This window comes from Amycolatopsis bullii, from assembly GCF_014654205.1.
Classification (GTDB): domain Bacteria; phylum Actinomycetota; class Actinomycetes; order Mycobacteriales; family Pseudonocardiaceae; genus Amycolatopsis; species Amycolatopsis plumensis.
Genome location: NZ_BNAW01000055.1, coordinates 1 through 14535, shown reverse-complemented (window position 1 = coordinate 14535; position 14535 = coordinate 1). Strand labels below are relative to the sequence as shown.

The window sequence follows — 14535 nt, the reverse complement described above, 5'->3', positions numbered from 1 at the left end:
GGTGGATGCATGCGAAGTCTCCTGTGGGGCCGCGGGGTTTCCGCGCTCGGCGACGGGCTCTGGTTCACGATCTGGGCGCTGTACCTCACCCGGATCGCCGGGCTCCCGCCGGTCACCGTGGGTGTCGGACTGGCCGTGGCGAGCGCGGTGGGCATGGCCGCCGCGGTGCCACTGGGCGCCTTCGCGGACCGGGCGGGCGCGCGGCCGGTGCTGGTCGTGCTCACCCTCGTGCGAGCCGTCGCGATGGCCGGCTACCTCGCGGTGGACGGCACCTGGTCGTTCCTGGCCGTGACCGTGCCGTTCACCGCCTTGGCGACCGGCGGGACCGCGGTGCGGACGGCGCTCGTCACCGGTCTCGTCGCCGAGCCGGCCGAACGGGTGCGCGCGCTGGCGCAGCAGCGGGTGGCGCAGCACGTCGGGTACGCCGCCGGTGCCGGGCTGGGCGCCCTGGTGCTCACCGCCGACACGCGGTGGGCGTACACGCTGGCCATCGCGGGCAACGCCGTCAGCTTCCTGGTGCTCGCCGGCGCGACCCTGCTGGTGCCCACGCCCGCGCGGACGCCGGTGCCGACGAAGACCCGGGTGGTGCTGAAGGACCGGCCGTACCTGTGCCTCACCGCCGCCACGGCCGTGCTTTCCCTGTGCTGGGCCATGTTGTCGGCCGGACTGCCGCTGTGGCTGTCCGGCTGGACCCACCTCCCGCTCGGCTTGGGCGGGGTCGTGGTCGTCATCAGCTCGGTGGGTATCGCGGTGTTCCAGGTGCCGTTCGCCCGGTTCGCCCGCACGGCGCACCAAGCCGCGCGGACGGCGGTGGTGTCCGGGCTGGTCCTCGCGGCCAGTTGCGCACTGCTCGCCACGACGGCCGGCGGCTCGGGAGTGCTCGCGATCGGTGTCGTGGGCCTGGCCGCGGTGCTGCACGTCGTGGGGGAGCTGGGGTACGTGGCCGCCAACTGGGGCCTGTCGGTGCGGCTGATGCGCGAAGACGCCAAGGGCGCCTACCAGGGCGCGACCGAAGCCGCGACGGCGACCGTGCAGATGGTCGGGCCGGGCGTGTTCACCCTCGCGGTGGGCGGTCTCGGCGGCCCCGGCTGGTTGCTGGTCGCCGTGGTGTTCCTCGCGGCCGTCGCGCCGGTGCCCGCACTGACCCGCTGGGCGATCCGGACGCGGCAGCCGGTGGCCGCCCGGTGAGCGACGCACGTCACCCTCCCGGCCCGGAACACCAGCGGGGCCACGACGTTGTACAGGGTGTCGGTACGGCGGTGCCCCCGGGCCTCACCCCTTGCCTTCACGGAATACCGGTAACGCTGGAGCCGTGTTGTGCCTTCCGCCGCGAGGCGGCCCCCGTACCGGCCCCGAAACTCCCGTCTCCGCTCGCAGGTCGACCCCCCTCGGACCTCCGCTGAGCGGAGGCGGGCCTCACTTCTTTCCCCGCTCCCACAACAACAGCACGGCGGTCACCAGCGCGTAGCCGAACAGGAAGTCCTCGACCGGGATGTCCCACGGGAACCGCCAGCCGGTGATGCCGTCCGGGGCGTACCGGACGATCGGCGCCGAAAGCTTCGTCAGCCACCCGTCCACCGGGATCTGGAAGGCGACGACGATCGCCATGGTGACCCAGTACGCCGGCCGCCGGAACAGCCCGGTGCGCAGGAAAAGCAGCTCCCACGCGACCACGGCGAGCACCGCGGCGACGGCGGGAACCGTGTAGCCCCACGGCATCACCGGCGCCCCCGCCGCAGCAGCCGCCCGGTCAGGCCGACCCCTTCGTAGGTGAGCACCCCGCATACCGGGATGACGACGAAGAAGAGGACTTCTTCCAGCGGGATCCCGAACGGCACCCGCAGGCCGGTGACGAACGCCGGGTCGAAGTTCCAGACGCCGGCGGCGATGGCCAAGGCGTCCCAGACGAGGAACACCGCGGCCACCGGCAGCACCGCGCGGACCAGCCGGCCCGGCCTGCGGTACACCCGCGCGCCCGCCAGCTCGATCGGCACCGTCGCCAGCACGCATGCGCCGAGGACGAGCAGGTATTCCGCGCGGCCCACGTCAGCGGGCTCCGGAGCGGGGGTGGCCGCACAGTCGGTCGAGCACACCGGGATTCTGCCCCGGATGCCGGAATCCCGCAGGCGACGTCCGCGCGGTTGCCGCACCGCGCCCCGGGTGCACCGGGCCCGGCGGTGCCGACCCGGTGTTCGAGCTCAGTCCGTGGTCTCCACAACCCCGGCAGCCGGGCGGGCCACCGCCGCCATCAGCGGGTGCCAGCGCGTCGCGTCGAAGATCAGGCTGATGGCCTCGATCTTCCCGTCGCGCAGGCGGAAGTGCTCCGCGGTGTGCTGCACGCCGACCGGGGTGGCGGTGTGGACGTCGTAGACCAGCGTGGCCTCGGTGTCGCCGTAGAGTTCGCTGATCAGCTCGACCCCGGTGACGATCCCGACGAATCCCGCCAGCCCGTCGAGGTGGCCGCGGGCGTCGGCCGACTCGATCAGCGGGCTGCGGAAGGTGAACGTGCCGGCCAGCTGCGCGGCCGCGGCGGTCGCGTCGCCGTCGAAGCGGGCTCGGTGGTAGGCCTGCACGGTTTCCCGGGTCTGTGCGGTCATCGGTCCTCCAGGTGGCGGGCGAGGTGGTACTGGTTTTCGGCCAGCCGCAGGCACAGGTGCCGCAGCTGGGCGGTTTCGGCGGCGGTGAACCCCCGGAAGAGCGCGGCCATGGCCAGCTGCGACGGCCGCCGGAACTCCTCCAGCCAGGTCCGGCCGTCCGCGGTGATCCGGACCTGCACCGACCGCCGGTCACGCGTGTCGGGGACGCGCTCGGCGAGCCCGGCGCGTTCCAGGGTGTCGACCAGGCCGGTCACGTTCCGGGAGCTCACCCCGGCGGAGCCGGCGAGGTCCTTGATGTTCGCGGCGCCGCCGGCGAGCCGGATCAGGATGTCGAGGGCGCCGGGGCTCAGGCCGCGGTTGTCGGTGCCCCGCGAGCGCAGCCCCTCGAGACTGCGCGCGGCGGTGCGGACGGCGGCCGCGGCCTCCATCACGCCGGTGTCTTCGCCGAGCGTGAACCCGGCCAGAGCGCTGCGGACCTCGGGGGAGTAGAGCCGGCCTTCCTCGTCCCGGGCGAAGTTGAGTACGTCATTCATAGTGAAGCACTACATTAGTACGTACTTCCGTATCTCTGTCAACACTCTGTCCGGGGCCTGTCCGCTCGCGGGCGTTAACCAGGCTTTCGCCCGGCGTTAGCCTCGGTCCCGGGACAGGTTCGCTTTCTGCCACCCATACTGACCCGGCTCGCCACCACGACACCCCCGGAGTCCCCATGACGGACGTCAACCGACGACGTTTTCTGCAGCTGGCCGGCGGTACCGCCGCCCTTTCCGCGCTGTCCACCAGCATCGCCCGTGCCGCGGAGATCCCCGCGTTCCACCGGACCGGGACGCTGCGGGACGTCGAGCACATCGTGGTGCTGATGCAGGAGAACCGGTCGTTCGACCACTACTTCGGCACGCTGCGCGGGGTCCGCGGCTTCGGCGACCCGCGGCCGGTGACGTCGGCGAACGGCAAGTCGGTCTGGGCCCAGTCCGACGGCAAGCGCGACATCCTGCCGTTCCGCCCTGATGCGGACAACCTGGGCCTGCAGTTCATCCAGGACCTCCCGCACGGCTGGAACGACACGCACGCGGCGTGGAACGGCGGCAAGTACGACAAGTGGGTGCCCGCGAAGGGCTCGACCACCATGGCGTACCTGACCCGCGAGGACATCCCGTTCCACTACGCCCTCGCCGACTCGTTCACCATCTGCGACGCCTACCACTGCTCGTTCATGGGCTCGACCGACCCGAACCGCTACTACATGTGGACCGGGTACACGGGCAACGACGGCCAGGGCGGCGGCCCCGTCCTCGGCAACGACGAAAAGGGCTATTCCTGGACGACCTACCCCGAGCGCCTGGAGCAGGCCGGGGTGTCGTGGAAGATCTACCAGGACATCGGCGACGGCCTCGACGCCGCCGGCGGCTGGGGCTGGATCGACGACGCCTACCGCGGCAACTACGGCGACAACTCGCTGCTGTACTTCAACTCCTACCGCACCGCCAAGCCCGGCGACGCCCTCTACGAGAAGGCCCGCACCGGCACGAACGCCAAGGCGGGCGAGGGCTACTTCGACCGGCTGCGCGCCGACGTCAAAACCGGTCGCCTGCCCCAGGTTTCGTGGATCACCGCGCCCGAAGCGTTCTGCGAGCACCCGAACTGGCCGGTGAACTACGGCGCCTGGTACATCGCGCAGGTCCTCGACGCGCTCACCGCGAACCCGGACGTGTGGAGCAAGACCGCGCTGTTCATCACCTACGACGAGAACGACGGTTTCTTCGACCACGTCGTCCCGCCGTACGCGACGGCCGGACAGTCCACTGTGGACACCGCGGGCGAGATCTTCGCTGGCTCGGCGGCGAACCCGGCCGGCCCGTACGGACTCGGCCAGCGCGTGCCGATGCTCGTGGTGTCGCCGTGGAGCAAGGGCGGCTACGTCTGCTCGGAGACGTTCGACCACACCTCCATCATCCGGTTCATCGAACGGCGCTTCGGCGTGCACGAGCCGAACATCACGGCCTGGCGCCGCTCGGTCTGCGGAGACCTGACCTCGGCGTTCGACTTCGCCCGGCCCGACGCGCGGGTGCCCGCCCTGCCGGACACCGCGGAGTACCTCCCGCCGGACCGCAACCGGCACCCGGACTACGTGCCCGCCGTCCCGGCGAAGGCCGTGCTGCCAAAGCAGGAGCCGGGGCTGCGGCCGGCGCGGGCGCTGCCTTACGACCTCGCCACCGACGCCCGGGTGGGGGCCGCGCTGGACCTGACGTTCGTCAACCAGGGCCGGGCGGGCGCGACCTTCTACGTCACCTCTCCGGGTGGCGAGCCGCGGACGTACACCGCGGGCGCGGGCTGCTCCCTCGCCGCCACGCTGCCGGTTGCCGGGGGGTACGACTACACCGCGCACGGGCCGAACGGGTTCCTCCGGCAGTTCCGGGGCGGTTCGGCCGGGCCGGAGGTGAGCGCCCGGCCGGAGGGGCGCAGCGGCAACCTGGCGCTCGTCCTGACCAACAGCGGCCCGGCCCCGGTGCGGCTCACGCTGACCGACGCGTACACCGGCCGGTCGACGTCGCGGCAGCTGAAGCCGGGCGCGCGGGTGGTCGAGGTGGTGGACACGCGGCGCAGCGGCCACTGGTACGACGTCTCGATCGTGTCGGACCGCGATCCGCGCTTCCTGCGCCGCCTCGCGGGGCACGTCGAGACCGGGCGGCCGAGCACGAGCGACCCGAACACGCTCACCGGCTGAGCTCGATCGGGGGCGTTTGTCACCCGGCCGTGGTGGCGTCCGTTGCGGCTCCCGGTTCCGGGTGGGACGGTCGGGGAACCGACTGTTTTCCCACCACGGAACCAGGAGTGCGGATGACCACCACCGAGATGCCTGCCGTGCACGAGTGCACGGTCAGCGGCTGTTCCTACAACCACGACGGCTGCCACGCCTTCGCGATCACCGTCGGCGGCGGCAACGGGTCGGCGGACTGCGGCACGTTCGTCCCGTTGAACACGAAGGGCGGCTTGGACCGGGTCGTGGCCCAGGTCGGCGCGTGTTCGCGGACGGACTGCCGGCACAACTCGTCCCTGGAGTGCACGGCGGACAACATCCGCGTCGGCCCCGGCGACGGCGGCCACGCGGCGAACTGCCTCACGTACACGACGAGGTAGCACCGGCCGGCCCGGTCGAGTGCCCTGCGCGGCAGGTCGTGAGTGAGAAACAGTGTTCCAACACTGTTTCTCACTCACGAGCCTGGGTGCGGTAGGGGCAGTCGGGCGGGCTCCGGGGCAGGGCCGAACTCAAGGGCCGTTCGGCCCTCGGCCACCTCCGTCGTGCCGCGCAGGACCAGGCCGCACTCCTGCGCCAGGGCGGTCAGCTCGGCCGCCGTCCTCTCGCGGCCGCCGAAGCACATCAGCATGAACAGGTCCATCGCCGTGCCCGCGGCCCGGCGCAGGGGCTCGATCACCACCACCGTGCCGTGCGCACCCGCCGCGCGGCGGCAGCCGGTCAGGATGGTGCGGGCGTGGTCGTCGTCCCAGTCGTGGAGGATGTCGGACAGCACGTACGCGTCCGCTCCGGGTGGCAACGGGTCGAAGAAGCTGCCCGCCACCGCGCTCGCCCGGTCGCCGAGCCCGTCCGCCGCGAACCGGGCCGCCGCCGCGGCGGCCGACGGGGCCAAGTCCAGCACCTCGCCGCGCACCGCCGGGTGCGCGCGCAGGATCTCCGCGAGCACGACGCCGTCCCCGCCGCCGACGTCGACGATCCGGGGGAACCGCCCCCAGCCGAACCGCGCGGCGATCTGCGGCGCCTGCGTCCGGAACCGCCAGTTCATCTGGGCGTCGAACGTCCGCCGCAGCCGTGGGTCGGCGTCGATGTCCGCCCAGAAGTCCCGGCCGTACCGCTGTTCGTAGGCCGGCCTGCCGGTGGTGATCGTGCCCAGGAGGTCGGCGAACGCCAGCTCCGCACGGCCACCCGCGGCGTGGATGTCGAGCAGCAGCTTGGCGCCGTCCGTGCGCAGCTGCGCCCCCAGCTCGGTGGGCCGGTAGCGGCCGGACTCCGCGTCGCACGCGAAGACCCCGGCCGTGACGAGGTGGTCCAGCAGGCAGGTCAGCGCCGGTGCGGACGCGCCCGTGGCGGCGGCGAGCTCGGCGGCCGTCGCTTCTCCGTGTTCCGCGAGACCGAGTGTCGCCGCCACCCGGACGGCCATGGGCGTGGCCAGGTCGGCCAGCGCGAGGATCGACTGCTTCACCGGGTCGAGACTAGCGAGAGCGTGGCATCATGGCGATCGGCAAACCGAACGAAAGGCGTCGCTGATGGACGCTTTACCGAACGATGACGGCGGTCCGTCGATCCGCGACATGCTGGCGGTCAACCTCCGCGCGGCGCGGGCGGCACGCGGCCTGTCGCTGTCCGAGCTGTCCCGGCGCTCTGGCATCGGCAAGGCGACGCTGTCGCAGCTCGAAGGCGGCACCGGCAACCCGACCATCGAGACCGTGTTCAGCCTGTCGCGGGTCCTCGAGGTCGCCATCTCCGACCTGCTCGACCACCGGCCGCGCGGAGGGCTGACCGTGGTGCGGGCCGCCGAGGTCGAAGTCCTCCGCGGCGAGGGCGTCGACCTGCGGCCGCTGCGCCGGATCGAGGCCGAGAACAGCGTCTTCGAGGTCTACGACCAGCTCGTCCGCGGGGACGCGCCGCAGCGCTCGCAGGGGCACGTCGGCGTCGAGCACACCGTCGTGCAGGCCGGCCGGCTGTGCGTCGAGGTGGCCGGCCGGACCGTGGAACTCGGGCCCGGCGACTACGTCGCGTTCGACGCCGGCGAGCCGCACCGCTACACCGCCCCGGACGGCCCCGTGCAGTCGGTGCTCCTGCTGCAGTACCGCGCGGGCGAACGGCTCGACGGCGAGCCGCACCCCGTCCTGGCCGATTGACGCGATCCGGATCGAGACCTATCGTTCGCTATACCGAACGCTGGAGGGTCGATGAACCGAACGCGAGTGGTGGTGATCGGCGCCGGGATCGTCGGTGCGGCGTGCGCCCGGGAACTCGCCCTGGCGGGTTTCGACGTCCTGGTCCTCGACCGCGGCCGTCCCGCGGGCGGCACCACTTCGCACGGGGAAGGCAACCTGCTGGTCTCCGACAAGGGTCCGGGCGCCGAGCTCGCGCTCGCGCAGCTGTCGGCCCGGCTCTGGCCGCGGCTGGTGGCCGAGATCGCCGAACACGACCCGCGGGCGGCCGCCGCGACGGAGTTCGACCCGAAGGGCGGCATCGTCGTGGCCACCACCGAGGCCGGAGCCGGCGCGCTCGTCGCGTTCGCCGAGGCGCAACGCACCGCCGGCGTGCGCACCCAGCGGCTCTCCGCGGCGGACGTCGCGGCGGCCGAACCCGCGCTGACCCGCGACGTGACCGCCGCCGTCCGCTACCCGGAGGACGCCCAGGTGCAGCCGGCCGGCGCCGCGCTGGCCCTGCTGGGTTCGGCACTGCGCTACGGCGCCCGGCTGCGCACCGGCGCCGAAGTCACCGGCGCCCGGGTCCGGGACGGCCGGATCACCGGGGTCCGCGTGGCCGGCGAAGTGGTCGAGGCGGACGTGGTGGTGAACGCGGCGGGCCCGTGGTCGGGGCCGGTGTCGGCCCGGCTGGGCGCGCCGATCGCGGTCCGGCCCCGCCGCGGCGAGGTCCTGGTGACCACGCCGATGCCGGGCATAGTGCGGCACAAGGTGTACGACGCGGACTACGTCGGCGCGGTCGGCACGGGCAGCGGCGAGCTGCAGACCTCGGCGGTGGTGGAGTCGACCTGGGGCGGCACGGTGCTGATCGGCTCGTCCCGCCGCCGCGTGGGCTTCGACGACACGCTCCGGCCGCACGTGCTGGGCGCGATCGCGGCCAAGGCGGTCCGGCTCTTCCCGGCACTGGCCGACGCCGCGGTGATGCGCGCGTACGGCGGTTTCCGCCCGTATGTGGACGACCACCTGCCGGTGCTGGGCGAGGACCCGAGGCTCGCCGGCCTGTGGCACGCGACCGGCCACGAAGGCGCGGGCATCGGCCTGAGCACCGGGACGGCTCGCTTGCTGCGGGAACTGCTGACGGGCGCGACCCCGTCGATGCCGGTGGAGGAGTTCACCGTGGACCGTCCGGCGGTGCTGGCGTGAGCGAGCCGATCGAAATCACCGTCGACGGCGAAACCGTCACCGGGCTCGCCGGGCAGACCGTCGCCGGCGTGCTGCTCGCCGCCGGGTGGCTGTCCTGGCGGACCACGCGGTCCGGCGCGCCGCGCGGGGTCTTCTGCGGCATCGGTGCCTGCTTCGACTGCCTGCTCACCGTCAACGGCGTCGCCGACGTGCGTGCCTGCCGCCGCCGCGCCGCCGACGGCGACGAGATCCGGACCCAGACGCGGGAGGAGCGCGCGTGACGCACGTCGTCATCGTCGGTGCCGGGCCCGCCGGGCTCGCGGCCGCCGAGCACGCGCTCGCCGCCGGGGCCGACGTCACCGTCCTCGACCAGGCGGACGCGCCCGGCGGCCAATTCCACCGGGGCGCCGCGCACCGGTTCGAGGCGCTGCTGAGCCGGTGCGCGTGGTGGCCGGAAAGCACTGTCTGGGCCGTGGAAGGCCGGCGGGTGCACGTCCTGCGCGGCCCGGCCGACGGGACGCACCGCCGTCGCCGCACCCTCGAACCCGACGCGCTGGTCCTGGCCACCGGCGCACACGACCGCGTCCTGCCGTTCCCCGGCTGGCAGCTGCCCGGCGTGTTCACCGCGGGCGCCGCGCAGGCACTGGCCAAGGGGGAGCGGGTCGCCGTCGGGCGGCGGGTGCTCGTCGCCGGAGCCGGGCCGTTCCTGCTGCCGGTCGCCGAGTCCCTGGTGGACGTCGGCGCCGAGGTCCTCGGCGTCCTGGAGGCGAACCCGGCCCGCACTGTCCTCCAGGGATGGTCCTGGCACGCGGCCGCCCACGTCGGCAAGATGACCGAACTGGTTCGTCACGCCGGCACGCTGGCCCGGCACCGCGTCCCCTACCGCATGGGCCGGGCGGTGATCGAGGCCCGCGGTGACGACCGGGTCCGCGAAGCCGTCACCGCTCGCGTGCGCGCGGACTGGTCGGTCGTCCCCGGCACCGAACGCACCTACGCGATCGACGCGCTCTGCGTCGGACACGGCTTCGTGCCGCAGCCCGAACTGGCCGTGGCGGCCGGCTGCGCCCTCGACGGCGGGTTCGTCCGGGTCGGCGACGACCAGCGCACCAGCGTCGCCGGCGTGTTCGCCGCGGGGGAGCTCACCGGGATCGGCGGCTCGGTCGCCGCCGCGGCGGAAGGCGCGGTCGCCGGGTGGGCCGCCGCCGGGAGGACGCCGGGCCGCGCCCTGCTCGAGCGGCGCGACCACGCCCGTGCCTTCGCCCGCCGCCTGGCCGCCGCCCACCCGATCGGCGCGGCGTGGCCCGGCTGGCTGCGCGAAGACACGATCGTCTGCCGGTGCGAGGAAACCAGCTACGGCGACCTGAAGACCGCCGCCGCGGACCCGGCCGCACCCGGCCCGCACGCGCTCAAGCTCGGCACCCGCGCCGGGCTCGGTCCGTGCCAGGGCCGGATGTGCGGCCTCGCCGTCGCGGACCTCTGCGGCGGCGCCGAACGCCACCACCGTCCGATCGCCCAGCCGATCCGCCTGGGCGAGCTCGCCGAACCGAAGGAGCTCCCATGAACACCCGCGACCTCGGGGGCGTGGTCGTCGCCGCCGCGTTGCCCTACCGGGCCGACGACACCGCCCCGGCCGGGCTGGCCGTCGACTACGACGCCTACGCCGAGCACTGCCGGTGGCTCGTCGCGAACGGCTGCCGCGGGGTCGGCCCGAACGGTTCCCTCGGCGAGTACTCCTCGCTCACCGACGACGAACGCCGCCGCGTCGCCCGCACCGCGATCGAGGCCGTCGGCACGGACGGGATCGTCGTCGTCGGCGTCCACGGCCCCGGCGCGCACCAGGCGCGGTACTGGGCCGAGGCGGCGGCCGAGGACGGCGCGCACGGCGTGCTCTGCCTGCCGCCGACGCTCTACCGCGCCAACCGCGGCGAGGTGCTCGCCCACTTCGAGGCGGTGGCGTCGGCAGGCCTGCCGGTGATGGTCTACAACAACCCGTTCGACACGAAGGTCGACCTCACGCCGGACCTGCTGGCCGAGATCGCGCAGATCGACAACGTCGTGGCCGTCAAGGAGTTCTCCGGTGACGTCCGCCGCGTGCTGGAGATCCGCGAGCGCGCACCCGGCCTGGCGGTGATCTCCGGCGCCGACGACGTCGTCCTGGAAAGCCTGCTGATGGGTGCGACCGGGTGGTTCGCCGGGTTCCCCAACGTGTTCCCGGCCGAGTCGGCGCGGCTGTACGAGCTCGCCACGGCGGGCAAGCTCGAGGAGGCCAGGGCGCTGTACGAACCGCTGGTGGCCGCGTTCCGCTGGGACTCGCGCACCGAGTTCGTCCAGGCCATCAAGTTCGGGATGGACCTGGTCGGCCGCCGCGGCGGGCCGTGCCGTCCGCCGCGGGGTCCGCTTTCGGACGTCCACCGCGAGCAGGTCCGCGCGGACATGGGTCGCGCGCTCGCGGCGCTGGGGGTGGCGTAGATGCGGGCGTCGCGCGCGATCACGGCGGTCGACTCGCACACCGAGGGCATGCCGACCCGGGTGGTGACCGGCGGCGTCGCCCCGATTCCCGGTGCCACGATGGCCGAGCGCCGCCGCCACTTCATGGCGCACCTGGATCACCTGCGGCAGTTCCTGATGAACGAACCGCGCGGCCATGCGGCGATGAGCGGGGCGATCCTGCAGCCGCCCTGCCGCGAGGACGCCGACTGGGGCGTGGTGTACATCGAGGTGTCCGGCTGCCTGCCGATGTGCGGCCACGGCACGATCGGGGTCGCCACGGTACTGGTGGAGACGGGCATGGTGGAGGTGACCGAGCCGACGACGGTGGTGCGCCTGGACACCCCGGCCGGGCTGGTGCACGCGGAGGTGTCGGTCCGGGACGGGCACGCGACTCGGGTCAAGCTGCGCAATGTGGCGTCGTTCCTCGCCGAGCGCGACGCCGAGGTTTCCGTGCCGGGCCTGGGCTCGGTCCGCTACGACCTCGCGTACGGCGGAAATTTCTACGCGATCCTGGACTTGTCCTCTGTGGACATCCCGTTCGACCGGGCGGAGAAGGACCGGATCCTGGCCGCGGGGCTGGCGATCATGGGCGCGATCAACGAGCAGCGGCCGCCGAAGCACCCGGAGGACCCGCTGATCGGCGGGTGCAAGCACGTCCAGTTCTTGGCGCCGGGGTCGGACGCGCGGGCGTCGCGGAACGCGATGGCGATCCATCCGGGCTGGTTCGATCGGTCGCCGTGCGGCACCGGGACGTCCGCCCGGATGGCCCAGCTGCACGCCCGCGGTGAGCTGCCGCTGCACACGCCGTTCGAGAATTCTTCGTTCATCGGCACGACGTTCACCGGTGAGCTGGTCGCCGAGACCGAGGTGGGTGGCGTGCCGGCGGTGGTGCCGGAGTTCTCCGGCCGGGCGTGGATCACCGGCACGGCGACGTACCTGCTCGACCCGGACGACCCGTTCCCGGCGGGGTTCGTGCTCTAGGCGGGCTGCCAGAGCTCGATCCGGTGGCCTTCGGGATCAGTGACCCAGCCGAAGCGCCCGACCCCGGCCATGTCCTGCACCTCGTCGGCGACGTCCGCGCCGCGGGCGCGGAGCTGCTCGAGCATGGCGTCGAGGTCGCGGACCCGGAAGTTGAGCATGGTCTGCTGGGTCTCGGAGCCGAAGTAACCGGTCCCGGCCTCGAACGGCGCGAAGACGGTGGGCCCGGGTTCCTGCTGCCAGAGGCCGTTTTCGTCGGTGTCGAGCCCGAGGCAGTCGCGGTACCAGGCGGCGAGGGCGGCGGGGTCGGTGGCGCGGATGAAGTACCCACCGATGCCGAGCACACGTTCCATGCGCCGATCCTGCCAGCCAGGGTGCCGGTGGGGCGGCTGACACGCGGCAGCCCCTAACCGGTGATGCAGGTGGCCGTCGTGCCGGTGCCCGTTCCCGTGCCCTGGTAACCGAATTCCGTCGACTGGCCCGCGGCCAGCGCGCCGTTGAAGCCGGTGTTCGTGAAGCGGACCGCGCCCGTGTCGCCGCTGCGGCCCGCGTTCCACGCCGAGGTGATCGCCGCTCCCGTCGGGAGGTCCGCCGCCACCGTCCAGCCGGTGATCGGGGCCGCTCCGGCCGTGACGCGGATCGTCGTCACGAACCCGCCCGTCCACTGGTTCACCGAGACCGCCGCCGTGCAGGCGCCACCCGAGGGCGTGGTAGGAGTCGTGGGGGTGGTCGGGGTGGTGGGCGTGGTCGTGCCCGGGCCGTCGGTCAGGGTGGGTGTCGTCCAGTCGCGCCACTCGGCGAGGTTGCCCGCCTTCTTCGCCGAAATCCGGAACACTCCGGGCGCGCTGCCGGTCTTCAGCAGGAACTTCTGGATGTTCTGCTGCAGTGGTGTCCGCCATTCGGGCCGGGACGCGCAGTGGGTGCCGTCCTGCACGTCGGACCAGTAGGTGATGTTGCCGCCCGCGCCGAGCGCCTGGTACACCTCCGCGCCGGCCAGCGCCGCGACGCTGCCGGAGCGCGCGGCCAGCCAGTCGATGTGCGGGTTCTCCATGATGAAGAGCCCGCGCGGCGCGACCATGCCGACCAGTTCGTGCGTGTCCACCGGCAGCCCGGCCGGATTGCCGGTGTAGGCGCTGAACGCGTCGCCGAACCACGGCTGTTCCCCGTAGGCGTTGCTCAGCCCCTGCGACCCGCTTTCCCCGGGGATCGCGCGCAGGGCCGGGACGCCGGCGGTGCCGGATTCGATCGGCATGGTCAGCGCGATGCGCTGGTCCAGCACGCCGATCGCGAAGGCGCTCTTGCCGTACCGCGAACACCCCGTGACGCCCAGCGCGTCCGCCTTGAGCACCTGCCCGCCCGACCGCTCGAGGACGTCGATGATCCGGCTCACGCCCCACGCCCACGCGGCGAGCAGCCCGGTGCTGCTGGACGAGCCGTAAATGCTGTAGAACGCCCCTTGTTTGTTGTTCCGCGGCGTTCCTTCCTTGCCGACGGCCAGCGGGTCGTAGCTGATCACGGCGGCGCCGGAGGCCCGGATCGTGGCGGTGTCCGCACCGAATCCGCCGACCACGAAGACGGCCGGGAACGGCCCGGTTCCGCTCGGCAGCTGCACGCCCGCGGAAAAACTGGCGCTGCGGCCGTTTTCGCTGACGTTGACGGTGATGTTCGTGGCCGATACGGTTCCGGTGACCGTGGCGGGCTTCGCCGGTTTCTGGCCGTAGATCGTCCGTTCCGCCAGTTTCCTGATCTCTTCGCGGCGGCACCGCCAGTCGGACTTCGAGGTGATCCGGGTGCCGTCGATCTTCTTGAAGGGATCGGGAAGTTTGGCCGTCGAGGGAAACGAGCCGGGCAGTGAAACCGGGCAGTCGGCGCCGTCGTCTTCGACCGCCGCGGCGGCGCCGGAGGCCGCCGTGACCATTCCGGTCACGGCGAGCAGGGTGGCCATCAGCAGCACGAGGGCAGGGCGGATCCGGGAACCGGGCACGGGGGTGCTCCCTTCCGGTGAAACGAATGTGAAAACGGTAGGACCGTTTCGTTTTCGTCGTCAAGAAGGGAGCCGGGACCGAAACTTTCGAAATGCCGGTGATTTCGAAAGTTTCGGATTCCGCGGTTCAGTGTGCGTTTTCGGTGGCGCTCGGACGGCGCGGCGGTTCGGGCGGGCGGGCGCCGCCGGTCCGCGGCACGATCCGGGCGGCGGCCGTGCCGAGCCCGGTCGGCCCGAACGCCGAGGCGGGCAACGCCGGCGGCCGGCCGGGTGCGTCGGGCGGGCGGGGCGGGGTCACGGGCTCGGGCATCATCCCTCCCGGCCGATCTCGGCGCTTTCGAGGACGGCGAGGGCGTCGGGGACGAGGACGGCGGCGGAGTAGTAGGCGGAGAC

At 73.0% G+C, this 14535-nt stretch carries 18 protein-coding genes; 9 read left to right on the top strand and 9 right to left on the bottom strand.

Annotated features, from left to right (window positions below; all coding sequences use genetic code 11):
- The first annotated feature begins 9 nt into the window (after positions 1 to 9).
- Positions 10 to 1188 carry an MFS transporter gene (locus tag IE317_RS37815; RefSeq protein ID WP_191316171.1) on the top strand — a complete coding sequence of 393 codons (1179 nt, stop codon included), beginning with the start codon at positions 10 to 12 and terminating at the stop codon, positions 1186 to 1188.
- Between the two features lie 228 nt (positions 1189 to 1416).
- Here the strand turns inward: IE317_RS37815 and IE317_RS37810 are convergent, their stop codons facing one another.
- From IE317_RS37810 to IE317_RS37795, 4 genes are all read right to left on the bottom strand, one after another.
- Positions 1417 to 1719 (bottom strand): lycopene cyclase domain-containing protein, encoded by a 303-nt coding sequence (locus IE317_RS37810; RefSeq protein ID WP_373309222.1) that lies wholly within the window; start codon positions 1717 to 1719, stop codon positions 1417 to 1419.
- The gene (locus tag IE317_RS37805) at positions 1719 to 2045 is read right to left on the bottom strand and encodes a lycopene cyclase domain-containing protein (RefSeq protein WP_191316169.1); all 327 of its coding nucleotides are present in this window, start codon (positions 2043 to 2045) and stop codon (positions 1719 to 1721) included. Before IE317_RS37805 ends, IE317_RS37810 begins: the two co-directional genes overlap by 1 nt.
- Positions 2046 to 2198: 153 nt before the next feature.
- Positions 2199 to 2597, bottom strand: a complete 399-nt coding sequence (locus IE317_RS37800; RefSeq protein WP_191316168.1) for a hypothetical protein — start codon at positions 2595 to 2597, stop codon at positions 2199 to 2201.
- On the bottom strand, positions 2594 to 3130 hold the full coding sequence (locus IE317_RS37795; protein ID WP_191316167.1) for a MarR family winged helix-turn-helix transcriptional regulator: 537 nt from the start codon (positions 3128 to 3130) through the stop codon (positions 2594 to 2596). The genes IE317_RS37800 and IE317_RS37795 overlap by 4 nt, the downstream gene beginning before the upstream one ends.
- A gap of 176 nt (positions 3131 to 3306) precedes the next feature.
- On the opposite strand from IE317_RS37795, the gene IE317_RS37790 reads away from it, so the two are divergent.
- Positions 3307 to 5322 (top strand): phosphocholine-specific phospholipase C, encoded by a 2016-nt coding sequence (locus IE317_RS37790; RefSeq protein ID WP_191316166.1) that lies wholly within the window; start codon positions 3307 to 3309, stop codon positions 5320 to 5322.
- A gap of 113 nt (positions 5323 to 5435) precedes the next feature.
- On the top strand, positions 5436 to 5735 hold the full coding sequence (locus IE317_RS37785; protein WP_191316165.1) for a DUF1540 domain-containing protein: 300 nt from the start codon (positions 5436 to 5438) through the stop codon (positions 5733 to 5735).
- Positions 5736 to 5809: 74 nt separating this feature from the next.
- Here IE317_RS37785 and IE317_RS37780 read toward each other — a convergent pair whose 3' ends face one another.
- Positions 5810 to 6814: a methyltransferase gene (locus tag IE317_RS37780; RefSeq protein ID WP_191316164.1), complete on the bottom strand. Its 1005-nt coding sequence runs from the start codon at positions 6812 to 6814 to the stop codon at positions 5810 to 5812.
- Positions 6815 to 6878: 64 nt separating this feature from the next.
- Between IE317_RS37780 and IE317_RS37775 the strand changes: the two genes are divergently transcribed.
- The 6 genes from IE317_RS37775 to IE317_RS37750 are packed head-to-tail and all read left to right on the top strand — an operon-like array spanning position 6879 to position 12161.
- The gene (locus tag IE317_RS37775; protein ID WP_191316163.1) at positions 6879 to 7493 is read left to right on the top strand and encodes a helix-turn-helix domain-containing protein; all 615 of its coding nucleotides are present in this window, start codon (positions 6879 to 6881) and stop codon (positions 7491 to 7493) included.
- Positions 7494 to 7544: 51 nt separating this feature from the next.
- Positions 7545 to 8711, top strand: a complete 1167-nt coding sequence (locus tag IE317_RS37770; protein WP_191316162.1) for an NAD(P)/FAD-dependent oxidoreductase — start codon at positions 7545 to 7547, stop codon at positions 8709 to 8711.
- Positions 8708 to 8971, top strand: coding sequence for a (2Fe-2S)-binding protein (locus tag IE317_RS37765; RefSeq protein ID WP_191316161.1), 264 nt, complete (start codon positions 8708 to 8710; stop codon positions 8969 to 8971). Before IE317_RS37770 ends, IE317_RS37765 begins: the two co-directional genes overlap by 4 nt.
- Positions 8968 to 10251: an FAD-dependent oxidoreductase gene (locus IE317_RS37760; protein ID WP_191316160.1), complete on the top strand. Its 1284-nt coding sequence runs from the start codon at positions 8968 to 8970 to the stop codon at positions 10249 to 10251. Before IE317_RS37765 ends, IE317_RS37760 begins: the two co-directional genes overlap by 4 nt.
- The gene (locus tag IE317_RS37755) at positions 10248 to 11159 is read left to right on the top strand and encodes a dihydrodipicolinate synthase family protein (protein WP_191316159.1); all 912 of its coding nucleotides are present in this window, start codon (positions 10248 to 10250) and stop codon (positions 11157 to 11159) included. Before IE317_RS37760 ends, IE317_RS37755 begins: the two co-directional genes overlap by 4 nt.
- Entirely contained in the window at positions 11160 to 12161 is a 1002-nt protein-coding gene (locus tag IE317_RS37750) for a proline racemase family protein (protein WP_191316158.1), read from the top strand.
- On the opposite strand, the gene IE317_RS37745 is transcribed toward IE317_RS37750, so the two are convergent.
- The 4 genes from IE317_RS37745 to IE317_RS44890 form a co-directional block, all read right to left on the bottom strand.
- Positions 12158 to 12511: a VOC family protein gene (locus IE317_RS37745; RefSeq protein WP_191316157.1), complete on the bottom strand. Its 354-nt coding sequence runs from the start codon at positions 12509 to 12511 to the stop codon at positions 12158 to 12160. The genes IE317_RS37750 and IE317_RS37745 overlap by 4 nt on opposite strands.
- A gap of 53 nt (positions 12512 to 12564) precedes the next feature.
- Positions 12565 to 14142, bottom strand: a complete 1578-nt coding sequence (locus IE317_RS37740) for a glucuronyl esterase domain-containing protein (RefSeq protein WP_229903129.1) — start codon at positions 14140 to 14142, stop codon at positions 12565 to 12567.
- Positions 14143 to 14269: 127 nt separating this feature from the next.
- Positions 14270 to 14452, bottom strand: coding sequence for a hypothetical protein (locus tag IE317_RS37735; RefSeq protein WP_191316156.1), 183 nt, complete (start codon positions 14450 to 14452; stop codon positions 14270 to 14272).
- Positions 14452 to 14535 (bottom strand): hypothetical protein (locus IE317_RS44890; RefSeq protein WP_229903133.1); only part of this gene is annotated, 84 nt, incomplete at its 5' end. The genes IE317_RS37735 and IE317_RS44890, both read right to left, overlap by 1 nt.

What these genes read in the sequence shown, in the direction of transcription:
- IE317_RS37815 (WP_191316171.1), top strand. Translation starts at nt 10, where the DNA reads ATGCGAAGTCTCCTGTGGGGCCGCGGGGTTTCCGCGCTCGGCGACGGG.
- IE317_RS37810 (WP_373309222.1), bottom strand. Translation starts at nt 1,719, where the DNA reads ATGCCGTGGGGCTACACGGTTCCCGCCGTCGCCGCGGTGCTCGCCGTG.
- IE317_RS37800 (WP_191316168.1), bottom strand. Translation starts at nt 2,597, where the DNA reads ATGACCGCACAGACCCGGGAAACCGTGCAGGCCTACCACCGAGCCCGC.
- IE317_RS37795 (WP_191316167.1), bottom strand. Translation starts at nt 3,130, where the DNA reads ATGAATGACGTACTCAACTTCGCCCGGGACGAGGAAGGCCGGCTCTAC.
- IE317_RS37790 (WP_191316166.1), top strand. Translation starts at nt 3,307, where the DNA reads ATGACGGACGTCAACCGACGACGTTTTCTGCAGCTGGCCGGCGGTACC.
- IE317_RS37785 (WP_191316165.1), top strand. Translation starts at nt 5,436, where the DNA reads ATGACCACCACCGAGATGCCTGCCGTGCACGAGTGCACGGTCAGCGGC.
- IE317_RS37775 (WP_191316163.1), top strand. Translation starts at nt 6,879, where the DNA reads ATGGACGCTTTACCGAACGATGACGGCGGTCCGTCGATCCGCGACATG.
- IE317_RS37770 (WP_191316162.1), top strand. Translation starts at nt 7,545, where the DNA reads ATGAACCGAACGCGAGTGGTGGTGATCGGCGCCGGGATCGTCGGTGCG.
- IE317_RS37755 (WP_191316159.1), top strand. Translation starts at nt 10,248, where the DNA reads ATGAACACCCGCGACCTCGGGGGCGTGGTCGTCGCCGCCGCGTTGCCC.
- IE317_RS37750 (WP_191316158.1), top strand. Translation starts at nt 11,160, where the DNA reads ATGCGGGCGTCGCGCGCGATCACGGCGGTCGACTCGCACACCGAGGGC.
- IE317_RS37745 (WP_191316157.1), bottom strand. Translation starts at nt 12,511, where the DNA reads ATGGAACGTGTGCTCGGCATCGGTGGGTACTTCATCCGCGCCACCGAC.
- IE317_RS37735 (WP_191316156.1), bottom strand. Translation starts at nt 14,452, where the DNA reads ATGCCCGAGCCCGTGACCCCGCCCCGCCCGCCCGACGCACCCGGCCGG.